The 17331-nt window shown below is 69.0% G+C and carries 18 protein-coding genes and 1 riboswitch; of the genes, 11 read left to right on the top strand and 7 right to left on the bottom strand.

Annotated elements, in window-relative coordinates; all coding sequences use genetic code 11:
* The 5 genes from ACNUDN_RS03965 to ACNUDN_RS03985 form a co-directional block, all read right to left on the bottom strand.
* Nucleotides 1–903, bottom strand: coding sequence for a phosphate/phosphite/phosphonate ABC transporter substrate-binding protein (locus tag ACNUDN_RS03965; protein ID WP_419120734.1), 903 nt, complete (start codon nucleotides 901–903; stop codon nucleotides 1–3).
* A 111-nt stretch (nucleotides 904–1014) separates the two neighbouring features.
* A complete protein-coding gene (locus ACNUDN_RS03970) occupies nucleotides 1015–2805 on the bottom strand; it encodes a metallophosphoesterase family protein (protein WP_419120735.1) in 1791 nt (596 codons plus the stop codon).
* A 7-nt stretch (nucleotides 2806–2812) separates the two neighbouring features.
* Nucleotides 2813–3736 carry a 1,4-dihydroxy-2-naphthoyl-CoA synthase gene (locus ACNUDN_RS03975; RefSeq protein ID WP_419120736.1) on the bottom strand — a complete coding sequence of 308 codons (924 nt, stop codon included), beginning with the start codon at nucleotides 3734–3736 and terminating at the stop codon, nucleotides 2813–2815.
* A 3-nt stretch (nucleotides 3737–3739) separates the two neighbouring features.
* Nucleotides 3740–4189 carry a nitroreductase family deazaflavin-dependent oxidoreductase gene (locus ACNUDN_RS03980; protein ID WP_419120737.1) on the bottom strand — a complete coding sequence of 150 codons (450 nt, stop codon included), beginning with the start codon at nucleotides 4187–4189 and terminating at the stop codon, nucleotides 3740–3742.
* 9 nt (nucleotides 4190–4198) lie between these two features.
* The gene (locus ACNUDN_RS03985) at nucleotides 4199–4906 is read right to left on the bottom strand and encodes an HAD family hydrolase (protein WP_419120738.1); all 708 of its coding nucleotides are present in this window, start codon (nucleotides 4904–4906) and stop codon (nucleotides 4199–4201) included.
* A 52-nt stretch (nucleotides 4907–4958) separates the two neighbouring features.
* Between ACNUDN_RS03985 and ACNUDN_RS03990 the strand changes: the two genes are divergently transcribed.
* From ACNUDN_RS03990 to ACNUDN_RS04005, 4 genes are read left to right on the top strand one after another with little or no spacing between them, the layout of a single operon-like run.
* Nucleotides 4959–5708 (top strand): glycosyltransferase family 2 protein, encoded by a 750-nt coding sequence (locus tag ACNUDN_RS03990; RefSeq protein ID WP_419120739.1) that lies wholly within the window; start codon nucleotides 4959–4961, stop codon nucleotides 5706–5708.
* The gene (locus ACNUDN_RS03995; RefSeq protein ID WP_419120740.1) at nucleotides 5705–6646 is read left to right on the top strand and encodes an acyl-CoA dehydrogenase family protein; all 942 of its coding nucleotides are present in this window, start codon (nucleotides 5705–5707) and stop codon (nucleotides 6644–6646) included. Before ACNUDN_RS03990 ends, ACNUDN_RS03995 begins: the two co-directional genes overlap by 4 nt.
* Nucleotides 6643–7410: a PIG-L deacetylase family protein gene (locus ACNUDN_RS04000; RefSeq protein WP_419120741.1), complete on the top strand. Its 768-nt coding sequence runs from the start codon at nucleotides 6643–6645 to the stop codon at nucleotides 7408–7410. The genes ACNUDN_RS03995 and ACNUDN_RS04000 overlap by 4 nt, the downstream gene beginning before the upstream one ends.
* The gene (locus tag ACNUDN_RS04005) at nucleotides 7407–8030 is read left to right on the top strand and encodes a class I SAM-dependent methyltransferase (protein ID WP_419120742.1); all 624 of its coding nucleotides are present in this window, start codon (nucleotides 7407–7409) and stop codon (nucleotides 8028–8030) included. Before ACNUDN_RS04000 ends, ACNUDN_RS04005 begins: the two co-directional genes overlap by 4 nt.
* A 132-nt stretch (nucleotides 8031–8162) precedes the next feature.
* On the opposite strand, the gene ACNUDN_RS04010 is transcribed toward ACNUDN_RS04005, so the two are convergent.
* On the bottom strand, nucleotides 8163–9380 hold the full coding sequence (locus tag ACNUDN_RS04010) for a CynX/NimT family MFS transporter (protein WP_419120743.1): 1218 nt from the start codon (nucleotides 9378–9380) through the stop codon (nucleotides 8163–8165).
* 47 nt (nucleotides 9381–9427) lie between these two features.
* Here ACNUDN_RS04010 and ACNUDN_RS04015 point away from each other — a divergent pair, with 47 nt between their 5' ends.
* Nucleotides 9428–10093 (top strand): FadR/GntR family transcriptional regulator, encoded by a 666-nt coding sequence (locus tag ACNUDN_RS04015; RefSeq protein ID WP_419125010.1) that lies wholly within the window; start codon nucleotides 9428–9430, stop codon nucleotides 10091–10093.
* Nucleotides 10094–10192: 99 nt separating this feature from the next.
* Here ACNUDN_RS04015 and fadD8 read toward each other — a convergent pair whose 3' ends face one another.
* The gene (gene fadD8, locus ACNUDN_RS04020; protein ID WP_419120744.1) at nucleotides 10193–11800 is read right to left on the bottom strand and encodes a fatty-acid--CoA ligase FadD8; all 1608 of its coding nucleotides are present in this window, start codon (nucleotides 11798–11800) and stop codon (nucleotides 10193–10195) included.
* Between the two features lie 260 nt (nucleotides 11801–12060).
* On the opposite strand from fadD8, the gene ACNUDN_RS04025 reads away from it, so the two are divergent.
* From ACNUDN_RS04025 to ACNUDN_RS04050, 6 genes are all read left to right on the top strand, one after another.
* On the top strand, nucleotides 12061–13623 hold the full coding sequence (locus ACNUDN_RS04025) for a long-chain-fatty-acid--CoA ligase (RefSeq protein ID WP_419125011.1): 1563 nt from the start codon (nucleotides 12061–12063) through the stop codon (nucleotides 13621–13623).
* A gap of 138 nt (nucleotides 13624–13761) precedes the next feature.
* Nucleotides 13762–13827, top strand: a riboswitch (guanidine-III (ykkC-III) riboswitch).
* Between the two features lie 12 nt (nucleotides 13828–13839).
* Nucleotides 13840–14154, top strand: coding sequence for a DMT family transporter (locus ACNUDN_RS04030; protein WP_419120745.1), 315 nt, complete (start codon nucleotides 13840–13842; stop codon nucleotides 14152–14154).
* A gap of 1 nt (nucleotide 14155) precedes the next feature.
* Nucleotides 14156–14527, top strand: a complete 372-nt coding sequence (locus tag ACNUDN_RS04035) for a DMT family transporter (RefSeq protein ID WP_419120746.1) — start codon at nucleotides 14156–14158, stop codon at nucleotides 14525–14527.
* A gap of 31 nt (nucleotides 14528–14558) precedes the next feature.
* Nucleotides 14559–15515 carry an o-succinylbenzoate synthase gene (locus ACNUDN_RS04040; RefSeq protein WP_419120747.1) on the top strand — a complete coding sequence of 319 codons (957 nt, stop codon included), beginning with the start codon at nucleotides 14559–14561 and terminating at the stop codon, nucleotides 15513–15515.
* A gap of 53 nt (nucleotides 15516–15568) precedes the next feature.
* Entirely contained in the window at nucleotides 15569–16528 is a 960-nt protein-coding gene (locus ACNUDN_RS04045; RefSeq protein ID WP_419125012.1) for a GlxA family transcriptional regulator, read from the top strand.
* 28 nt (nucleotides 16529–16556) lie between these two features.
* Nucleotides 16557–17300, top strand: coding sequence for a DJ-1/PfpI family protein (locus ACNUDN_RS04050; protein WP_419120748.1), 744 nt, complete (start codon nucleotides 16557–16559; stop codon nucleotides 17298–17300).
* The last annotated feature ends 31 nt before the right edge of the window (nucleotides 17301–17331 follow it).

A 17331-nucleotide genomic window follows, 5' to 3' on the forward strand; every position in this document is an offset into this window, starting at 1 on the left:
TCAGTCACCGAGGAACTGGGAGAAGTCGTTGACGCCGATGGCCTGGTACATCGACCGGACCCTGTCGTAATCCCGGTCGGTCACCTCCACCAGTTTGGCGTTCGCATACTTCGCGTTGTCCTTGCCTTCGAGCATGGCGGTGAGCAGCTCGTCGAAATGCTCCCCGAAGGCGGTCTGGATGGTCGAGACCGTCTGCGGGTCAAGGCCTTCCCGGCCGACCAGCAGGTCCGGCGGGAGGATGGGGCCTTCTTCGATCAGCAGGTACTGACCGGCGTCGTCGGCCGCCATGAACTCCTCGTAGTCGTGGCAGCCGATGCCGACGGCCTCGACGTCACCGCGCTTGAGTGCCTCGTGCACCGCATCGCCGACGGTCAGCACCTGGAGGTCGGTCGTCGGCTCCATACCTGCGTCTTTGAGCATCTGGGAGGGCCCGAGATGGCCACTGGTCGAGCCGACGTCCGACATCGCGATCTTCTTTCCGCGCAGCTGGTCCAGGCTGTTGATCCCGCTGTCGGCGCGGGTGTAGATGCAGGAGCGGTAGCCGTCGCGCTCGATTGCCACGATGGGTTCGGCGCCGGTCCGCTCGTGGATGACCACGTACTCGGCCGGACCGGTGAACACGACGTCGACCCGGTCGGCTTGCATGGCCGCTGCGGCGGCAGTGCGGTCGTTGACGGCGAAGAACTCCACGTCGAGGCCCGAGGTTTCCTCGAATACCGTTTCAAACGCCCCGTATTCGCGCTGCAGTTCCTCCAGACCCTGCAGGTCGGTGACCGCCAACCGCACGGTGCCTGCCTGTTCTTCCTGGGAGGGCTGGTTGCTACAGCCTACGGCGACAGTCGCCGCAGACAGTAACGCAACAGCACCTGTGACGATCCTGCGTCCGGACATCTGATTTCCCATCTGTTGCTCTCCGGCAGTTGCTGTCTACATGTCTAGATAACCGGGGCGAACTGGGGGTTAACGCCGGTCGACGGTCGGCGCAACGTCATGCGGCCGGCAGAACCGGCTCTTTTACAGTCGGAACTCGTCGAACGCGACGGCGCCGGCTGCGGTGTCCGCCATGTCGACGTACCAGCTGGTGACGGTCCCGGTGCCGGTGTGTAACGCCTGGAATACGACGGTGTCGTTGTCTGCGATGTAGGGCAGCGGCCGCCCGCCGTCGTCACGCCGGGTTTCGATGGTCGGCAACGTTGGCCTCAGACCGCCCGGATTGCCCTGTGCCACTGTGTCTTCACTGTTCCAGGGCGGTGGCGGTACCGGTCGGTGACGACCCGAGGCGTCGAGGAAGGCGCCGAAGCTGTTGCCGGTGTTGGATCCCTCGAGATGGTGCACGCCTGCCGGTGAGGTGAAACGGTTCCAGAGGTGGTTGTGCCCGTTGTAGACCAGGTCGACCCCCGCGTCCTCGATCAGCGGCAGGACGTCGCGCGCCAGGACGTTGTCGGCTGCCGGGTACTCGTACCTGATCCCGATCGGCGCGCCGCGGTCGTCGAGCTCCTCGATCCGGCGTGGAGCAGTGAAGGCCGGAACCACGTTCTCCCCCAGGCTGTGCGGGCTTTCGTGGAGCATCACGACGGTGAACTTCGCGTCCCGGAACGCCGGAGATCCCAGCTCGCGCCGCAGCCACTCGTACTGTTGCGAGCCGACCGTGAGGTCGTCGAAGATGAACTCGCCGTGCCCCTGGACCAGCGGGTCGGTCAGGTGCTCGCGGGACTCCTGAAACCGGGTCGTGGTGGTCCGGGCGGCCGGATCCGGGTCGGCGCGGTCGGACCGCCAGACTCTGGTGGCAAACAGCGTGATCAGCCGAACGTCACCGACCGTGGTGGCGTAGTACCGCTTACCGCCGGGCCCGGATCGGGGCGGTGAGAAGATCTCCTCGTACGTCGTCACCGAGAACGAATTATCCTCGACCCATTGCTCTTTCACCGCGGGATTCGCTGTCGGGTTGACGCTGTTCGCGACCCTGTCATATGCCTGTTCGGCGACGGCGCGGGGAACTGCGTTGCGCTGGGAATGGTCGAGGGACGTGTGTCCGGCGCGACGGCCCTGCACCTCATGGTTGCCGATGGCGGGATACAGGGGTGCGTGCTGGAGGATCTGTGCGCCCCGGTAGGCCCTGCCGTCCGAGGCCACCCGCCCGCCACGGCCCTGCATCACCGCGAAGAATCCCGAACCACGCGCGTCGTCGAACCACTCCGATGCCCGGTCCGGGACGTTGACCAGATCACCGGCCATGAACACCGCGTCGATCGGGCCGAGCTGTGCGGTGATGGTCCGGGCGGCGAACTCGATGTTCGCTGCGGTGTTCACCAGCAGCTGGTGGTCGGAGGTCAGCATGATCACCGCGGGCCGACCTGGTCTGAGAGCTCCACCGACGGTGAAGGTTTCGGAGACCACGTACTGGTCGCCCGTCACGCTGACGACGCGGTAGGGCTCCCGACCGCCGGCAGGGACGGTGACCGCGGCATGGTGTCGGTAGACCTCACGTGCGGCGATGCCCGCCGCCGGCTTGCGGTCGGCAGGCAGGTGCGAGTCGGGGTCCTCGGCGACCCGCGACAGCCGCACGGTCTGGGCGGCGACCACCCGCACGCCGGGGGCCGCGCCTGCGGTGACCGCGGCGGCGACCTCTGTATCGGTCATCGCGCCGACGCCGTCGCCGATCAGGACGTGGTGTTCGTCGCCGCGAAACTCGGTGAACCAGGCCACCTCGACGGAGCCGGGTTCGGGGCGTTGGAGGAACGGGTCGGTGAGCAGCGCGGGTGGGTGCTCGCCTGGGTGCACTGCCCGGCTGTCCGCCACACTCAAGCCACAGCTAGAAGTAGCGGGGAAACGGCGTCCAATCCGGATCGCGCTTCTCCAGGAACGCATCCCGGCCTTCGACGGCCTCATCGGTCATATAGGCCAGCCGGGTGGCCTCACCGGCGAACAGCTGCTGGCCGACCAGCCCGTCGTCGAGCAGGTTGAACGCGTATTTGAGCATCCGGACGGCCTGCGGCGACTTGCCGTTGATCTCTGAAGCCCACTGCAGCCCAACAGTTTCCAGATCCGCATGGTCGACGACCTCGTTCACCGCGCCCATCGCGTACATCTGGTCGGCGGTGTAGGCGCGCCCCAGGAAGAAGATCTCCCGGGCGAACTTCTGCCCGGTCTGGCGGGCCAGGTACGCCGACCCGTACCCGCCGTCGAACGACCCGACGTCGGCGTCGGTCTGCTTGAATCGGGCATGCTCGCGGCTGGCCAGCGTCAGGTCGCACACCACGTGCAGCGAATGCCCGCCGCCGGCCGCCCAGCCGTTGACAAGACAGATCACCGGCTTGGGCATGAACCGGATCAGGCGTTGCACTTCCAGGATGTGCAGTCGCCCGGCCCGCGCCGGATCCACCGTCTCGGCCGTCTCGCCCGCCGCGTATTGGTAGCCGCTGCGGCCGCGGATGCGTTGGTCGCCCCCGGAGCAGAATGCCCAGCCACCGTCCTTGGCCGACGGCCCGTTCCCGGTGAGCAGTACCACCCCGACGTCGGAGGACATCCGGGCGTGGTCGAGCACGCGGTAGAGCTCGTCGACGGTGTGCGGCCGGAACGCGTTGCGCACGTCGGGGCGGTCGAAGGCCACCCGCACCGTCGGCCGGCGCGAGCCGTCGGCGACGTGGCGGTGGTAGGTGATGTCGGTCAGGTCCTCGAAGCCGGCTACCGGCTCCCAGAGGCTGGCGTCGAACGGGTTGCTCGAAAGGGCGGCCACGCCTCAGAGGGTATCGAAGCGAAATACCGGGCAGCGCCCCGCCAGCGCTTCGAACTCGTCGGGGTGGGGTCCGGTGACCAGTCCGGCGTTCTTCATGAAGCCGACACCGGTGGGTACCAGTACCGGGAACTGTCGCAGCAGCGGTCGGGCCTCGCCGGGGGGTAACTCGACCATCCGCACGGCTTCACGCTTGCCGCCACGGGTCAGCACCGCCTCCGGGTTGGCTTGTGCGTTGCGCACCCAGTCCGATCCGGGCAGTCCGCCGACGACGTAGCGCCGACCGTCCACTTCGAACGGGGTGACCGGGGTGGACCGGGTTCTGCCGGTCTTGCGGCCCGTCACCGTCAGCACCGCCGGCCCGTCTTTGAGCAACCCGGTCCGGTTGACGGCGATCATCACCGTGTTGACGTACTTGAGCCACCACGGCGGTCGGATGCGCTCGCTGTTCGGCATGACCCGAAACTACAACCGGATGCCCTGCGCCCACAGCGCGGCGACGAGACCGTCCTTGCGTTCGCGAGTGGGCAGCGGGTCGACGAGGGCGAACGCGCAGCCGAGCGCGCGGGCGCCGCCGTCGGCCTCGTCGCTGTCCCCGACCATCAGGGCGCGCTCAGCGCCCACCCCGACACGGTCCAGCGCGGTCTGGAAGATCGCCGGATCCGGTTTGACCGCCCCGACCTCATAGGACAGCACGAACTCGTCGACGTGAGCGTCCGCCCCGATCGCGGAGAACGCCGGGCGCACATCGAATGCGATGTTGGACACCACCGCGGTCTTGATGCCGCGGCGGTGCAAACCCTCCAACACGGTCGCGGTGTCGGGGTAGGCGGTCCAGCAGGCCGGGTCGATGACCTTGCCGTACAGCGATTGGGCGTGATGGTCGGCCAGTCCGGATTCGCGCAGGACGTGCAGATACGCCTCGCGGTGCAGGTGCGGGGCCAGATCGCGGTTCATCCACGCTTGCAGCGCCTCGGGGGTCATCGACACCGACCGACCGGTCGGGGCGGTGAGTCGGCGCATCAGCTCGGCCTGCACGTGGCCGTCGACCTCACGGCTCTCGCTCGGGCCCAACGGGTGGGCGAGCTCCATGCCGGCGAACCAGCTCTCGTCCTCCTCAAGTCGGAACAGCGTGCCGGAGAAATCGAACAGCACCGCAGCCAGGTCACTCACCCCACCATCGTGCCAGGTGTGAAAAGTTCGCACATCGGATAATCAGCGGGCCATGATTTCGTCGCACGACCCGCTGCCACGCATCGTCGTGGTGGTCCCGGCCCACAACGAGGCCGACCACCTGCCCGCCTGCCTACGTGCCTTGACGACGGCGGCGCTGCGCGTGCCGAACCCGGTCGTCACGGTCGTCGTCCTGGACAACAGCGATGACGGCAGCGACGCGCTGGCCGGCGAGTTCGGTCCCGACGTGCATTTCGTCACCGTCGACGCAGGCAACGTCGGCGCTGCGCGGGCCGCCGGCTTCCGGTACGCCCGCACGGTGTTGACCGACGAGGAGACCCGGGACGCGTGGTATGCGACCACCGACGCCGACAGCGCCGTCGACGCCGACTGGCTGGTGCGCATGACCGACCCGGATCTGCACGCCGAGGCGGACATGGTGCTCGGTGTCGTGCACGTCCCGGTGTGGCGACATTTCTCGCCGGCGGTCGCACGCCGCTATCTGCGGGCATATCGCACCAAACGTTCGCGGGGTCTGGAGCACGGTCACGTCCACGGCGCCAACATGGGTTTTCGGGCGTCGGCCTACTGGCGGGTCGGGGGGTTCCGGGCATTGCCCAGCGGTGAGGACGTCGACCTGGTCGAGTCCTTCGAACGCGCGGGCCTGACCGTTCACCGGGACCGGGGCCTGTCGGTGGCGACCTCGGACCGGCGGGACAGCCGCGCCCCGGGGGGATTCGGTCAGCACCTCAGCGACCTGTCCGGCCCGGCCGACACCCGCCCGACAGGCGTCGGCACGTGAGCGTCGACGTCCTCCAGAGTTGGCTGGCGGACGGCGATCTCGACCTGCCCCTGCCGGGCCGCGGGCGCACGGCGCAGCGTTGGGAGCGGCTGAGCGGGTTCACCGAAGCCGACATCGTGGCCGGCCGCCTGGCCGAGGCCCACACCGACGCCGTCGCCATCCTCGCCGAACTCGGCGGGCCGGCTCCCGGGGCCGGGCAGCTGTGGGGTGTCTGGGCCGCGGAATCGGGGCAGTTCGAGCTGCACGCCGACGACAGTGGCGGCCGGGCCGTACTCGACGGCACGAAACCATGGTGCTCCGGTGCCGGTGTGTGCTCGCACGCTCTGGTCACCGCAATGCTGCCGTCCGGGCAGCGGGGGCTGTACGCGGTCGATCTCGCCGACCCGGGTGTGCAGCCGCTCCCCAGTGCGTGGACCAACACTGGAATGTCTGAATCCGACACGCGGGCAGTGCGATTCGACTCCGCACCGGCTGTCGCGGTCGGAGCCCCCGGCCGGTATCTGAGCCGGCCGGGCTTCTGGCACGGTGCCGTCGGGGTGGCGGCGTGCTGGCTCGGCGGCGCCCGGGCGGTGGCCGCGACGTTGTACGAGCGGGTGCGGCACGGGCAGGTCGATGCGCACATCGCGGCCCATCTGGGCGCTGTGGACGCCGCGCTGACCGCAGCGGCGGCGACGCTGGCGGCGGCGGCGGTCGACGTCGACGCCGATCCTTCCGACCTCGGTGGCCGTGCCGAACTGGTGGCACGGCGGGCTCGCGCTGTGGTGGAAACGGCGGTCGACGAGACGCTCAGCCGCACCGCCCGCGCGCTCGGCCCCGCACCGCTGTGCGCAGACCCGGTGCACGCCAAGCGGGTGGCTGACCTGAGCATCTATGTGCGGCAGAGTCACGCCGAGCGGGACCTCGAACGTCTGGGTCTGGTTGCGGGCGAGGCAGCGTGACCATCGCGCAGCTGGACAATACCGCACGACTGGCGGCCCGTCCGCTCACTGGCGGTGGCACTGACGAAACAGTATGGGCGAGAGCAGGTTTGCGTCTACCTTCGCTGGACCTCACCGACTGTCGGGAGATGGTGGTGGTCGGGGCACACCCCGACGACGAGACGCTGGGATTCGGCGCCGCGGCCGCGACGTTGGCACAATCCGGTGTGCCGGTGCAGATCGTGTCCGCCAGCGACGGTGGCGCCGCGTTCCCGGGCGCGCCGCTGCTGCAGCGGTATCGGCTCGAGCGCATTCGGCGTGCCGAACTGTTCAGCGCGGCAACGCTTCTGGGTGTGTGCCCACCGATCTGTCTGGGTCTCCCGGACGGTCAGCTGGCCCAGCACGAGCAGCGGCTCGCCGATCTGCTGACCGAGATCCTGGCGCCCAGGCCGGCGGGCACCTGGTGCGCGGCGACATGGCGCGGCGACGGGCATCCCGATCACGAGGCGGTGGGCCGGGCGGCTGCGCAGGCGGCGCGCCGCACCGGAGCCGTCCTGGTGGAGTACCCGGTGTGGATGTGGCACTGGGCAGTGCCCGGTGACGATGCGGTGCCGTGGGAACGCGCCCACGCGCTGCGCTGCCCGCCGGCCGCGGTGGAGCGGAAAACGGCCGCCGCCGGGGGCTTTGCGAGCCAGTTCGGGATCCCGGCAGCCGGCGGTGACCCGGTGCTGCCGTCGTATGTCCTGCCGCGGCTCCTGGCGGTGGGTGAGGTGGCGTTCCGGTGACCTCCCGACTGCCCGACGGTTACTTCGACGCGATGTATGCGGCGGTGCCCGACCCGTGGGCGTTGGACACCCGATGGTATGAGCGCCGCAAGTACGACATCACCACCGCGCTGCTGCCGTTCTCCCGGTACCGATGCGCGTTCGAACCGGGTTGCTCGGTCGGGGTGCTCACCGAGAGATTGGCCGGTCGCTGCGACCACATCGTCAGCACCGATGTCAGCGTCGCGGCCCTCGATGCCACGCACCGGCGGTTGACGGCCGCGGGACTGCGCCGGCGGGCCACCTTGCTGCGCGGATCGGTCGATCAACCCTGGCCGCGCGGGCCTTTCGACCTGGTGGTGCTGTCGGAGATCTGCTACTACCTGCCGCCGGCGGCGTTGCGGGAGGTGCTGGATCGGGAGGTGCCGCGACTGCTGCCGAATGCGACGGTGCTCGCCGCCCACTGGCGCCACGATGTCGAGGACTATCCGATGAACGGGGACCGCGCCAACGAACTCATCGGCGCCACCGAAGGTCTGGCTCACCTGGGCGGCTATCGCGATGCCGATGTGGTGATCGACGTGTTCGACAACGCCGGCGCGACGTCGGTCGCGGCGCGCACCGCAATCCCCGGCGCCTGACCGCCTGACCGCCCGCCACGCGCCGAGCGTGCGTGTCTGCAGGCGACACGCCGCGCAATTCCCGAAGTTCACGCACGCTCGCCGCACACTTCACGCACGCTCGCCGCACGGCGCAGCTGCCTGTCGGCTCGCTCAGACGAAGCGTGCCCGCCCCGCCATCGCGCCGGCCACGATCTGCACCGCGTAGACCACCAGGAACATCATCCACGGCACCGTCCACCCGTGTGAGACGTCGTGCAGCAGGCCGAACAGGAAGGGTCCGGTACCTGCGATGAGATAACCGAAACCTTGCGCCATTCCCGATAATTGCGCAGTCTCCTCGGTTGTGCGGGCACGCAGGCCGAGCACCGCCAGCGCCATCGAGAACGCACTCATGCCGATACCGATCAAAACGCTCCACAGCAGTGGCTGCGCACCCGGGGCGACCATCAGGCCTACCGCACCGGCGAAGCCGAACACCCCGACGCCGACGATCCAGCCGCTCTGGCTGGGCCGCCGCGCGGCCAACGGAGCGACGATGAGCGACAACGGAACACCGATCAGGGAGGTCAGCCCGACCAACAGACCGGCATGCACTTTGTCGACCCCGTTGTCGATGAAAACTTCGGGGAGCCAACCCATCACGATGTAGGCCATGAAGGCCTGACTGCCGAAGAACACGGTGACCGTCCAGGCCAGCGAATTGCCGAGCATCGAGCGCCGGTCGGCTGTGGGGCGGGTGTGGGCTGCCCAGGCGTCACGGTGGCGTCGGGTCGCCGGTATCCATAGCGCGAGCGCCACGAACGACAGCACCGCCCACGCCGCCAGCGCCTCGCGCCAGCCGCCCAGCGGTACCTCCAGACCCGGGGTGGCCGCCGACCCGAGTGCTCCGCCGCCCTGCAGTGCGGCGGTGTAGACCCCGGTCATCAATCCGATCCGTGCCGGGAAGGAGCCCTTGATCACGACGGGGATCAAGACGTTGGCCAATGCGATGCCGGCGCAGGCGACCAGAGTGGCGCCCAGGACGACGTGGGGACCGCCCACGACCCGCAACGCGAGCCCGGCGGTCAGTGCGATCATCGCGGCCGAGATCGTGCGGCCGAGGCCGATCCGCGCTGCCAGCATCGGGGCGGCCAATCCTGCCCCGGCGAAACAGAGGGCGGGCAGCGTGGTCAACAGCCCGGCCCAGGTCGCCGACACCCCCAATTCGGCGCGCATGTCGCCCAGGACCGTGGCGACGCTGGTGACGGCCGGGCGCAGGTTCAGCGCGGTCAGTACGACGGCAAGTCCCAGCAGTACCCCGCCGGCCGTCGTGCCGACGCGGTCGGTCGCGTCGGTCCGCCCGGCGACGTCCTGCTGTTCGATGCGCATCTTGCTACCGTGCCATACATCCCATCATTGGTTGAAAGGGCGTGACTGTGCCATTGAACACTGCGCGACGGACAGGACTGGTCGATCAGGTCATCGAGCAGCTGCGCTGGGCCGTCGCCAGCGGGGAATGGCCGGTGGACGAGCGGATACCCAACGAATCGGTGTTGGTCGAGTCGCTCGGGGTGGGTCGTAACACCGTGCGCGAAGCGGTCCGCGCGCTCGCCCATGCCGGAATCCTCGAGGTGCGCCAGGGCGACGGCACCTACGTGCGGGCGACCAGCGAAATGTCCGGGGCGTTACGCCGACTCTGTGGCGCCGAGTTGCGTGACGTGCTGCATGTGCGCAGGGCGCTGGAGGTGGAGGGCGCCCGGCTGGCCGCCGCCCACGCGACGCCGGCCGACGTCGACGAGATGCGCGCGCTCCTGGCGCGCCGGGATGTCTGCGCGCGCGCCGCCGATACCGACGGATTCGCCCGCACCGACGCCGAATTTCACCTGGCGGTGGTGCGTAGTTCAGGAAACCAGACCCTCACCGAGTTGTACCGCGGGCTCCTCGAGGCGGTCACCGCCAGCGTCGCGACGATTCACCAGGAGCCTTTCGAGGTCGCCGATCACCGGATGCTGGTGGACCGCATCGCCGCCGGTGACGTCGAACGGGCCGCCCGAGTCGCCGGCGAGTTGATCGACGGCATCCTGGCCGAACTCGGGGCCTGACCGGAGCCCACGCGCGCTGGACGCGGGCACACTCCGACCAGACCGCGCGCCCGAGGACGTCGACACGCCGGCCCGGGTCCGCCCGGGCCGGGCCCGACGTCAGCCGACGGAACGTCCGGCGCCTTGCCAGAACTGCGCCCGTACCGCCTTCTTGTCCGGCTTGCCCAGCGCGGTGATCGGCACCGAGTCGGTGACGACGATCTGCTTGGGCACATGCACCGAGCCTTTGCGTTCCTTCACCGACGCCTGGATCTCGGCGATCATCGTCGCCACGGCGTCTTCCGAACCGTCGGCATCGGGCCGCAGCACCACCACGGCGGTCACCGCCTCGCCCCACTTCTCGTCGGGGGTGCCGATCACACACACCTGCGCGATCGACGGGTGCTCTGCCACAACGTCTTCCACCTCACGCGGGAACACGTTGAACCCGCCGGTGACGATCATGTCCTTGGTGCGGTCGACGATGAAGTAGAACCCGTCCTCGTCCTCGCGGGCGAGATCGCCGGTGTGCATCCAGCCGTCATGAAAAGTTCGCGATGTCTCGTCAGGCAGATTCCAGTAGCCGCCCGACAGCAGCGGACCCGCCACGCAGATCTCGCCCACCTCGCCCTGGGGTACGGGCTTGCCGTCCTCGCCCAGCAGTGCCACCCGGGCGAACAACGTAGGACGTCCGCAGGAGGTCAGGCGCTTGTCGTCGTGCTCCTTCTTGGACAGGTAGGTGATCACCATCGGGGCCTCGGACTGGCCGTAGTACTGCGCGAAGATCGGTCCGAACCGGCGGATCGCCTCTTTGAGCCGCACCGGGTTCATTGCCGACGCGCCGTAGTAGACCGTCTCCAGCGACGACAGATCGCGGGTGTGCGAATCCGGATGGTCCATCAGCGCGTAGATCATGGACGGCACCAGCATGGTGGCGGTGATCTTCTGCTCTTCGATGACGCGCAGCACCTCGGCGGGATCGAATTTGGTCAGCACGATGAGCTCGCCGCCCTTGACGATCACCGGGGTGAAGAACGCGGCGCCGGCGTGCGACAGCGGTGTGCACATCAGGAAGCGCGGATTCTCCGGCCACTCCCATTCGGCGAGCTGCACGGTGGTCATGGTGGTGATCGACTGCGTCGTGCCCATGACGCCCTTGGGCTTACCGGTGGTGCCGCCGGTGTAGGTGAGGCCGCCGATGTGGTCGGCCGGCAGGTCGGCGGCGACCAGCGGTCGTGGGGAGTACTTGGCGGCCTCGGCATTCAGGTCGACGGCGGTGACGCCCGCTTTGGCGAGCTCGTCGGGCACCGGCCCGATGGTGAGTACCTGCTTGAGGCTCGGCACCTTCTCCACCAGGCCCAGCGCACGCTCGACGAACATCGGGTTCGGATCGATGATCAGTGAGGTCACCTCGGCGTCGGAGAGCACGTAGGCGTGGTCGTCGAGTGAACCGAGTGGGTGCAGCGCGGTGCGGCGGTAGCCCTGGGTCTGGCCGGCGCCGATGATCATCAGCACCTCGGGACGGTTGAGTGACAGCAGGCCGACGGCCGCGCCGGTGCCGGCGCCGAGCGCCTCGAAAGCCTGGATGTATTGGCTGATCCGGTCGGCGAGCTCACCGCCGGTCAGTGTGGTGTCCCCGAGGAACAGCACGGGACGGTCCTTGTGGCGCTTGAGTGCGCCGACGGTGAGATGGCCGGAGTGGACGAAATGGCGCAGCTGATCACTCATGCCGACCAGACTAGAACGTGTTCCAATTTGAGTCAGGCGGTCCCCGTGAAAATGCGCCCGACGTGGTTGTTCGGCCAACTTGTGGGTGTGGATCCACGGCCGCCGAGATCACGCCCATCGGCCGGTCGCCTGGGCGCTCATGTGCGCCCGATGGCGCAAACCGGCTGTTCAAACCGCTTTCAGCGTGAAGCTGTGAATCCGTGGTCGACGATTGGGCGAATCCGGTCAGCGCCGCGCAGCTCCGTGGCACTCTTCTGACCATGGCCGATCTGCCCGAACCTCGATTTCTCGACGAACGTCTCGCTCACTGGGCCGCCAGCAAGCCCGACGGCGAAGCCATGGACTACCTGGACCGGTCATGGACCTGGTCGCAGTGGAACGACCGGGTACGCCGCCTGGCCGGTGCGCTCAAGGAACGCGGCATCGGCCGCGGCGACGTGGTGGCCTTCCTGGACAAGAACCACCCCGCATGCGTCGAGCTGACCTTTGCCGCCGCCTCGTTGGGTGCGGCGAACGCGATCATCAACTTCCGGCTGGCGGCCGATGAGCTCGACTACGTACTCAACGACTCGGGGGCCAAGCTGCTCCTCGTCGGGGAGGAGTTCAAAGCCTCGATCGACCGGATCCGCGACAAGCTGGTCAACATCGAACACGTCGTCACGGTCAAACCCGAGGGCGGCGACGAGTACGAGGCGATGCTGGAAGCGTCGACTCCCGTGGAGCGTTCCGCCGACGTCGAGCCCGACGACGTCTGCATCATCATGTATTCGTCGGGGACCACCGGCCGGCCCAAGGGTGTCGAGCTGACCCAGGCCAACATGATCGCGCACACCGTCAACGCCCACGAAGGCTTCGAGTTCGACGAGGGCGACAAGAACATGGTGTCGATGCCGCTGTTCCACGTGGGCGGATCGTCCTACGTGCAGTTCGGGATTCACGACGGCTTCCCGAGTGTCATGACGCGCGACGTCGACGGGATGACGCTGGCCGGGGCCATTCTCAAGGGCGCCAACCGGACGTTCCTGGTGCCTGCGGTGCTGGCCAAGGTGCTCGACGCCGGCGAGGACGCGGTCAAGCTGTTCGGCTCACTGAAGACGTTCGCCTACGGGGCGTCCCCGATGCCGCTGCCGCTGCTTCGGCAGGCGTTGCAGGCCTGGCCGAACACCGATTTCATGCAGGCCTACGGGTTGACCGAGCTGTGCGGCGTGATCAGCCACCTGCTGCCGGAGGCGCACCGCGATCCGGGCCGCGAAGAGCGGCTCTCCAGCGCCGGCACGTTGGTGCCCAACGCCGAGGTGCGCGTCGTCGACCCGGACACGCTCGAAGACGTCCCGACCGGTCAGCAGGGCGAATTGTGGTTCCGCTCACCGCAATTGATGAAGGGCTACCACAACAAACCCGAAGCGACCGCCGAGGCGATCACCGAGGACGGCTGGTTCCGCACCGGCGACGTGGGCCGCGTCGACGACGGTGGCTACATCTTCGTCGAGGACCGGCTCAAGGACATGATCATCTCCGGCGGGGAGAACATCTACTCCATCGAGGTCGAGCGGGTGCTGGCCGAACACGAGGCCGTCGTCGAGGTCGCGGTCATCGGGGTGCCGGACGACAAATGGGGTGAGGTGGTCAAGGCCGTCGTCGTCATCGAGGGCGAGGTGTCCGAGACCGAACTCATCTCGTTCGCCCGGGAACGGCTGGCGGCCTACAAGTGCCCGAAGTCCGTCGACATCGCCGAGGAGCTGCCGCGTAACCCCACCGGCAAGATCTTGAAAAAGGAGCTGCGCAAACCCCATTGGGAAGGCCGCGACCGCGCCACCGTCTAGGGCACCGCTGATCCGCCGACGTTCCGCCCCCCCTGACGCACCGGACCCGGGTCGCGGAGGTTCGACGTGCCGGAGAGATCGGTCACCATGTGTTTCCAGGACATGACCGGCCCGAAACCGTTGGGTAACGTGGCTGGTGCGGTACCCGATCCGGGTTGCCGGCGGACGAGGGAGCAGTACCCGCAGCGACAAGACTGACTCGCCGAGGAGGGTCTTGTGGCCTGGCTGGTACTCGTCGTCAGCGGTCTCTTCGAGGCTGTCTGGGCGACCGCCCTGGGGATGTCCGACAACTTCCGGCGACGGCGGCCGACACTCGTCGTCGTCATCGCGATGCCCGTCAGCCTGATCGGACTCGGGTATGCGATGACCTCGCTGCCCACCGGAACGGCGTACGCGGTCTGGGTCGGCATCGGTGCGACGCTGACGGTGCTGTGGGCCATCGTGACCAAACGGGAGGCCGCGTCCACGGCGCGGCTGCTGTTGCTCGGCATGCTGGTCGGCAGCGTGATGGGCCTGAAGGCGGTGAGCTGACATGCCCTGGGCGATCCTGATCCTGAGCGCGGTGCTGGAGGCGGTGTGGGCCACCGCGCTCGGCAAAACCGACGGCTTCACAGCGCCGGTAGCCACATCGGTGTTCGTGGCGGCGCTGATCGGCAGCATCGGCGGGCTCGGCTGGGCTGCCAAACACATTCCGATCGGCTCGGCCTACGCGGTATGGACCGGGCTGGGGGCGGCACTGACCGTCGGCTATGCGATGGCCAGTGGCGACGAGGCGATCTCGACGGCCAAGCTGTTGTTCCTGACCGGGATCATCGTTGCCGTCGTCGGCCTCAAGATGTTGCCCGCCGACGCGGACCGGCCCGCCGAGGTCGAGCGGCCCGCGCGGGTGCGTGTCGGGCGCTGAGGCACGATGAACGCTGAGGCACGATGAAGCGGTGTCCGAACTCGCCGACGTCCTCGACCGGCTGCACGTGGTGGCGCTGCCGATGCGGGTCCGGTTCCGCGGCATCACCACCCGCGAGCTGGCGCTGATCGATGGGCCGGCCGGCTGGGGTGAGTTCGGCGCATTCGCCGAATACCGGGCCCCGGAGGCCGCGCACTGGCTGGCGGCAGGCATCGAGGCGGCCTACCGCCCGCTCCCCGAGGTGCGGCGCACCCGGATTCCGATCAACGCGACCGTGCCGGCGGTGACCGCGGCGGACGTCCCTGCGGTGCTGGCCCGTTTCCCCGGTGCGCGCACCGCCAAGGTGAAGGTCGCCGAACCCGGTCAGTCCCTCGACGACGACGTCGCCCGCGTCAACGCGGTGCGCGCCGCGGTGCCGACGGTCCGGGTGGACGCCAACGGCGGATGGACCGTCGACCAGGCCGTGGTGGCCGCGCGGGCGCTGAGCGCCGACGGTCCGCTCGAATACCTCGAACAGCCCTGTGCCACGGTGGCCGAGCTGGCGCAGGTGCGACGCCGCGTCGACATCCCCGTTGCTGCCGATGAGAGCATCCGCAAGGCCGACGATCCGCTGCACGTGGTGCGCAGTGGTGCCGCCGACATCGCGGTGCTCAAGGTCGCCCCGCTCGGGGGCGTGCAGGCGATGCTCGACGTGGCCGCCCAGATCGACATCCCGATCGTGGTCTCCAGCGCGCTGGACTCGGCGGTCGGCATCGGTGTCGGTCTGGTGGCGGCCGGGGCGCTGCCCGCGCTCGAGCACGCCTGCGGCCTCGGTACCGGCGGCCTGTTCGTCGAGGACGTCGTCGCTCCCGTCGTCCCCGTCGACGGATACCTGCCCGCCACTGCCGTCACCCCCGACCCGGACCGGATCGCGGCCCTGGCCGCCCCGCCGGACCGGCGGCAGTGGTGGATCGAGCGGGTCCGGGAGTGTTTTCCACTGGTGTCCTGATCTGTGGGCTCCATGGCCTGGACGCCATCGCGGCGCTGGCCAACACTGAGTCCATGGTGCGCACGGTGCTCATCGTCGGCTTCACCGGCGTGCAGGCCCTCGATGTGGTGGGCCCGTTCGAGGTGTTCACCGGGGCCTCGCTGGTGGTGAGCGCACAAGGCGAGGACGGGTACGCGGTGCGGGTGGTGTCCGTCGGGGCGACGCCGGTGGGTACCGGCACCGGTCTGACCTTGATGGCCGATGCCCTGCCCGGACCGGATGCGCCGGTGGACACTGTGGTGCTGCCCGGAGGGTGGGGTGCCGAACAGGCCCGCGCGGACCGCGCCCTGATCGACTGGATCGAGGCCGTCGCGCCACGGGCCCGGCGAGTGGTCAGCGTGTGCAACGGCGCCGTGTTGGCCGCGCAGGCCGGACTGCTCGATGGCTGCGTCGCCACCACGCACTGGGCCTATGCCGCGCGACTCGCTGCCGAATTCCCTTCGGTGACAGTTGATCCCGATCCGATTTTCGTGCGCAGTTCGGAGAAGGTGTGGACCGCGGCGGGGGTCACCGCCGGCATCGACCTGGCGTTGGCGCTGGTCGAGGACGATCACGGAACCGAGACCGCGCAGACCGTCGCCCGCCACCTGGTGATGTACCTGCGCAGACCGGGCGGGCAGACGCAGTTCGCCGCGCCGGTGTGGATGCCGCGCGCTCGGCGCACCCCGATCCGTGACGTGCAGGCCGTCGAGGCCGAACCCGGCGGCGCGCACAGCATCGCCGAGCTGGCGCGCCGCGCCGCCATGAGCCCCCGGCACTTCACCCGCGTGTTCACCGACGAGGTGGGCGAGGCCCCCGGTGCCTATGTGGAACGGGTGCGCACCGAAGCGGCGCGCCGACAACTCGAAGAGACCGACGACACCGTCACCGTGATCGCCGCCCGCTGCGGGTTCGGAACCGCAGAAACTCTGCGCCGCAACTTCGTGCGCAGGCTCGGCGTATCGCCCGACCAGTACCGCAGAACATTCGCCTGACCCGTTCTGACCCCGAGAAGGAGACGCCGTGCAGATCGCGATCATGTTGTACCCGGGTTTCACCGCCCTGGACTTCATCGGACCCTACGAGAGCCTGCGATGGCTCCCGGACGCGCAGGTGCGGTTCGTCTGGCATGAGCCGGGTCCGATCGCCGCCGACTCCCAGGTGCTGTTGGTCGGCGCCACCCACAGCTTCGCCGAGACGCCGTCACCGGACATCGTGCTGATCCCCGGCGGGTTCGCCACCATGGAGCACGCCCGCGACGAGACCGTACTCGACTGGGTTCGGCGGGCACACCGGACCTCGACCTGGACCACGTCGGTGTGCTCGGGTTCGGTGATCCTGGCCGCCGCCGGCGTGCTGGACGGGAAGCGCGCCACCTCGCACTGGGCGGCGCTGCCGGTGCTCAGGACGTTCGGTGTGCAGCCGGTCGGCGACGAGCGGGTGGTGATCGCCGACGACAAGACCGTCACCGCAGCCGGGGTGTCGGCGGGTATCGACCTGGGGCTGTGGCTGGCCGGCCGTATCGGCGGGGAGGCCAAGGCCAAGGCCATCCAGCTGTCGATGGAATACGACCCGCGCCCGCCGTTCGACTCCGGGCACATGTCGAAGGCGTCGGCGTCGACGAAGGCGCTGGCGACCGCGATGATGGGCAAGGAGTTGGCCCGGCCGGCCGCGCTGGCCGCTTCGACCGGGCTGCTGTGGGATGCCGCGCTGGGGCGGATCCGGGCGCGGCGCTCCCGGCCGGAGTCGTCGAAATTGCGCAGCTGATCGTTGCCGCCCGAGGTGGAGCGACCGCGGG

Origin of the sequence: Mycobacterium sp. smrl_JER01, from assembly GCF_048513595.2 — a bacterium.
Classification (GTDB): Bacteria; Actinomycetota; Actinomycetes; order Mycobacteriales; family Mycobacteriaceae; genus Mycobacterium.

Excerpts from the sequence above, each read along its gene's own strand:
- ACNUDN_RS03965 (WP_419120734.1), bottom strand. The coding sequence starts at position 903 with ATGGGAAATCAGATGTCCGGACGCAGGATCGTCACAGGTGCTGTTGCG.
- ACNUDN_RS03980 (WP_419120737.1), bottom strand. The coding sequence starts at position 4,189 with ATGCCGAACAGCGAGCGCATCCGACCGCCGTGGTGGCTCAAGTACGTC.
- ACNUDN_RS03990 (WP_419120739.1), top strand. The coding sequence starts at position 4,959 with ATGATTTCGTCGCACGACCCGCTGCCACGCATCGTCGTGGTGGTCCCG.
- ACNUDN_RS04010 (WP_419120743.1), bottom strand. The coding sequence starts at position 9,380 with ATGCGCATCGAACAGCAGGACGTCGCCGGGCGGACCGACGCGACCGAC.
- fadD8 (WP_419120744.1), bottom strand. The coding sequence starts at position 11,800 with ATGAGTGATCAGCTGCGCCATTTCGTCCACTCCGGCCATCTCACCGTC.
- ACNUDN_RS04025 (WP_419125011.1), top strand. The coding sequence starts at position 12,061 with ATGGCCGATCTGCCCGAACCTCGATTTCTCGACGAACGTCTCGCTCAC.
- ACNUDN_RS04035 (WP_419120746.1), top strand. The coding sequence starts at position 14,156 with ATGCCCTGGGCGATCCTGATCCTGAGCGCGGTGCTGGAGGCGGTGTGG.
- ACNUDN_RS04045 (WP_419125012.1), top strand. The coding sequence starts at position 15,569 with ATGGTGCGCACGGTGCTCATCGTCGGCTTCACCGGCGTGCAGGCCCTC.